The organism is Candidatus Palauibacter australiensis (assembly GCA_026705295.1).
In the GTDB taxonomy this organism is placed as follows: Bacteria; Gemmatimonadota; Gemmatimonadetes; order Palauibacterales; family Palauibacteraceae; genus Palauibacter; species Palauibacter australiensis.
The window spans coordinates 1-4,714 of record JAPPBA010000060.1; the positions used below are offsets into that span (position 1 = coordinate 1).

Genomic DNA, 4,714 nt, shown 5'->3' on the forward strand with positions numbered 1-4,714 from the left:
CTCGAAATAAAGGTCCTTGTACAGGATGAAGAAAGCGATCATCGCGGTCGTCGTCGTTGGACTTCTCGCGACCATGGGATTCCTCGCCATGCAGCGGCAAGGGCGCGGCGCCGTCGAAGTCCGCGTGGAGGCCGTCGGGTTGCGGGATCTCGTCGACGATGTCTCCGCGACGGGCCACATAGAGCCCAAGACACATGTGGACATCACCACGGATGTCGCCGGGCGGATCATCGAACTCCCGGTCGAGGAAGGGCAGGACGTAGAGGAGGGAGACCTCCTGCTGCAGATCGACCCCGCTCTCTTCCGGGCGGCGGTCGATCGGGCGGAGGCCGGCGTCGCACAGGCGCAGGCTACCCTCGCCCAGCAGCGGGCCGCCTACCAGCAGGCGCAGCGGGACGCGGACCGTCTCACCGCGTTGCAGGGGCGGGGCACCGACTTCGTGACCGAGGCGGAGGTCGAGCAGGCGGTGACGAACGCCGAGGTCCAGCAGCGGCTCTTCGAGGCTTCGGAGCATTCGGTCCAACAGGCCGAGGCGAACCTCGACCAGGAACGGGACCGGCTCGGGAAGACCACGATCCGGGCGCCGATGTCGGGCCGGATCACGCGGCTCAACGTCGAACGCGGCGAGACCGCGATCGTCGGGACGATGAACAACCCGGGGACCGTGCTGCTGACGGTCGCGGACCTCTCTGTCATGGAGGCCGTGATCGAGGTGGACGAGACCGACGTGCCCGACATTTCCATCGGCGACTCGGCCTACGTAGAGATCGACGCCTTTCCGAACCGGCGTTTCGTGGGGACCGTCACCGAGATCGGCAACAGCTCGATCGTCCCCCTGAATCCGGCCACGTCCGGCGGTTCCGCCCAGGCGATCGACTTCGAGGTCAAGATCGAACTGCGCGCGCCTCCAGAAGGGATCAGGCCGGACCTGTCGGCCACCGCCGACGTGATCACGGCCACCCGCGACGACGTGCCCAGCATCCCCATCACGGCGCTCACGCTGATGGATGCGGATGAGTACGAGGAGATCCCGAACGAGAACGTGCCGAGCGCGCCGAGCTCCGACGCGGTGCGGGACATCGAGGGCGTCTTCGTCGTGGAGGGCGACATCGTCCGCTTCCGGCCCGTGCAGATCGGGATCGCCGGCGAGAACTACTTCGAGGTCGTGTCCGGGATCGAAGTGGGCACGACCGTCGTCTCCGGCTCGTTCCAGGCGATCCGCGAACTCAGCGACGGAAGCCGGATCCGGATCGACGGGCCAGCCCCCGGGGCGGCCGCCAACCGCGAAGACGGTGGCGAAGGGAGCGACGCCGCGGTCAACGGGGAGAACGGACGATGAGCGGGAACGGACGGATGGAGTCGATCATCGTCACGCGCGACCTGAGGAAGGAGTACGTGATGGGCACGGAGACGGTGCACGCGCTGGCGGGCGTGGACATCGAGATCCTCCGGAACCAGTACGTGTCGATCATGGGGCCTTCGGGCTCGGGCAAGTCGACGCTCATGAATATGATTGGCTGCCTCGACTCCCCGACGAGCGGGGAGTACGTCCTCAACGGGCAGGCGGTCCAGGATCTGAGCGACGACAACCTGGCCCGGATTCGAAACCGGGAGATCGGTTTCGTGTTCCAGACCTTCAACCTCCTGCCGAGGGCGACGGCGCTGCACAACGTGGAACTGCCGCTCATCTACGCGGGAGTATCGAGCCGGGACCGGCAGCAGCGGGCGGCGCAGGCGCTTGAGATCGTTCAGCTGGCCGACCGGATGGACCACAAGCCCAACGAACTCTCCGGCGGTCAGCGCCAGCGCGTGGCCATCGCGAGGGCGCTCGTCAACGACCCCTCGATCCTCCTCGCGGACGAGCCGACGGGCAACCTCGACTCCTCGACCTCCGAGGAGATCATGGATGTCTTCGACACGCTGCACGAGAACGGGCAGACCATCATCATGGTCACGCACGAGTACGACATCGCGGCCCGCTCCCAGCGCGTGATCACGCTCGTCGACGGCAAGGTCGAGGCGCAGATGTCGGTGGACTACTACCTCGCGCGCGGCCTCAAGCAGCCCACGGCAACTCCGGTCGCGGCGGACCCGCCGGCGAGCCCCGAGCCCGAGCCCGCTCCGGCCCCGACTCTGGAGGCGGTGTCCGAGCCCAAGCCGACGCCTCCACCGACGGCAGCCCCGGTGGACCCGGCGGCGCCCGAGGCGACCCCTCCGACCCCGGGAACCCCGCGTCCGATCTCGAACCCGTGGGCACCTCCGACCACACCACCCGTGGATGGTGGCCGCTAGCGGCCGCGCGACTCTCCGTCGATGAGATTCTGGGAGGGCATTCGCCTGTCGCTGCAACAGGTCCGGGCGCAGAAGCTGAAGTCGTTCTTCGCGCTCCTCGGCATCAGCATCGGGATCACGTTTCTCATCGCCGTGATCGCGATCGTCGAAGGCTTGAACAACTACGTTCGGGACGATTTCGCGGGCTCCCTCTTCGGCGTGAACACGTTCACCGTCGTGCGGCGGCCACAGATTCAGACAGGCGAGATCGACGAAGCGGAGCGTCGGCGGTGGCGGAGCAATCCCGAACTGACCATGCGCGACGTAGAGGTCGTGCAGGACGCGGCGCCAAACGCCCGGTACCTCGCGTATTATGCCAATTCGTTCGCCGGCTCGGTTCGTTACGGTCAGTACGAGCGGCGCAACGTGCGCATCATCGGAGGCTCGCCGGAGTACGAGGCAGTCCAGGGGTGGAAGGTGGAAGAGGGCCGCGGCCTCACCGCCATCGACGACACCCAGGCGCTCGCGGTCGCCGTCATCGGATCGCAGATCGCCGAGCGGCTCTTCCCCACGACGTCACCCATCGACAAACGCATCCGGGCGGGGGGACATCGCTTCCGGGTCGTCGGCGTCCTCGAACGGCAGGGCGGTTTCGCGGGGAATATTCGCGACGCCGCCATTCTCATCCCGTTCGAGACCTTTCAGCGCACAGTCACGCGCCGGCGGCTGGAGGTCGACGGAATCACGGTCAAGGTCAATTCGGCCGAGGAACTGGAACCGGCCATCGCCGAAGTCGAGGGGGCGATGCGGACCTTCCGCCGGCTGCGGCCGTCCCAGCCCAACGACTTCGGCATCGATACCTCCAGCGCCGTGCTCGACGTATGGGCGACCGTAAACCGGGTCCTCATGACCGCCCTGCCCGGTCTGGTCGGCATCTCGCTCGTCGTGGGGGGGATCGTGATCATGAACATCATGCTGCTCTCGGTTACGGACCGGACGCGCGAGATCGGACTCCGCAAGTCGCTCGGGGCGCGGCGGCGGGACGTCCTGTTCCAGTTCCTGACCGAGGCGTCCACGCTCTCGATCGCAGGGGCGGCGCTCGGCATCGGGACCGGATTCGGGATGGCGTTCCTCGTCGAGAGGATCTGGTCGCTCCCGGCCGCGGTCTCGGTGCCCGCGATGATCGTCTCGCTCGTCCTCGGACTCGGCGTCGGTATCGCCTCCGGGCTCTACCCCGCCTACCGCGCCGCCCGGCTCGACCCGATCGAAGCCCTTCGGTTCGAGTGACGGCGCCGGGATGATTTCGCGATGAAGGCGTCGCGGCGGGGTGGCATGGGTCTTGTTACGACGGTCACGGAGGGGATCGCCGTCGCCTTCGATTCCCTCGGCGCAAACAAGGTCCGGAGCGGTCTCACGATCCTCGGCGTGACGATCGGCGTGCTCGTCGTCATGGTGATGGCGGCGGTGATTACCGGCGTCAACCGGAGCTTCTCGGAGTTGGTCGCTCCGAACGGGATGACGACGTTCAACATCGTCCATTTTGACTTCTCGTCCATCGACTTCACCGCCGGTCCACTCGACGATGCGGAGAACGATTTCTTCAGTAACCCACCGCTGAAGCCTGAGTGGGCGAAGGACATTGCGCAGATTCCGGAAATCGGTAGCGCAGCGGCGATGGTAGACCTGGCGGGATCGGGCTACGAGGCGAGCGTGGGATCGGAGCGCGTCGAGATCTCGCTCTACGCCGTCGGCCCCGACTACCTGGAGATCTCGAGCGGCGACATCATCTCCGGCCGCTGGTTCACGCAGCTCGAAGCCGATCGGCGCGCGACGGTCGCGGTCATCGATTCGGCCACGGCGGTGGGCTTGTTCGGGAGCCGGGATCCGCTTGGACGCGACATTCGGATCTCCCGGCGCAGCGAAGGATCCAGGGTCCGCGTGATCGGCGTGTACCGTCCGCCGGCCAACCTCTTCGCGGGCTTGGCGACGCACTACGTGTGGCTCCCCTTCCCGACGGCGGACAAGGTGCTGCGCGTATGGGACCGCCAGATCGGCCTGCTGGTGCGACCGGAAGCCGAAGCGGATCTTGAGACGGCGCTGGATGCGACCCGCGCGCGCATGCGGCAACTGCGCGGATTGAAGCCGGGCGAGGAGGATGACTTCGCGTTCATCACCTCCGACCAGATCATGAATCTGTGGGGCCAGCTGACGGGCATCCTTTTCGCGGCCATGGTGGGACTGTCGAGCATCGGCCTCCTCGTCGGGGGCGTCGGGGTGATCGGGATCATGATGATCTCCGTGACGGAGCGAACCCGCGAGATCGGGCTGCGCAAGGCGATGGGCAGCCGGAGGCGGGACATCATGTGGCAGTTCCTCGTCGAGGCCGCCACGCTCACCCTGCTCGGCGGCACGACGGGGATGCTGATCGGCGGCCTGCTCGTGT

General features: G+C 66.9%; 3 protein-coding genes and 1 pseudogene. All 4 read left to right on the forward strand.

Going from position 1 to position 4,714, the window contains the following annotated elements; all coding sequences use genetic code 11:
* Window positions 1-25 precede the first annotated feature (25 nt).
* A complete protein-coding gene (locus tag OXN85_04175) occupies window positions 26-1,339 on the forward strand; it encodes an efflux RND transporter periplasmic adaptor subunit (protein ID MCY3599154.1) in 1,314 nt (437 codons plus the stop codon).
* A 23-nt stretch (window positions 1,340-1,362) separates the two neighbouring features.
* Window positions 1,363-2,016 (forward strand): annotated as a pseudogene (locus tag OXN85_04180) (ABC transporter ATP-binding protein).
* A gap of 297 nt (window positions 2,017-2,313) precedes the next feature.
* Complete coding sequence (locus OXN85_04185; protein MCY3599155.1) at window positions 2,314-3,558, forward strand: ABC transporter permease; 1,245 nt, start codon at window positions 2,314-2,316, stop codon at window positions 3,556-3,558.
* A 21-nt stretch (window positions 3,559-3,579) separates the two neighbouring features.
* Window positions 3,580-4,714, forward strand: a 1,135-nt coding sequence (locus tag OXN85_04190; GenBank protein ID MCY3599156.1) for an ABC transporter permease, incomplete at its 3' end; no start/stop codon positions are given.

Coding starts and splice junctions, on each gene's coding strand:
- OXN85_04175 (MCY3599154.1), top strand. CDS start 26: ATGAAGAAAGCGATCATCGCGGTCGTCGTCGTTGGACTTCTCGCGACC.
- OXN85_04185 (MCY3599155.1), top strand. CDS start 2,314: ATGAGATTCTGGGAGGGCATTCGCCTGTCGCTGCAACAGGTCCGGGCG.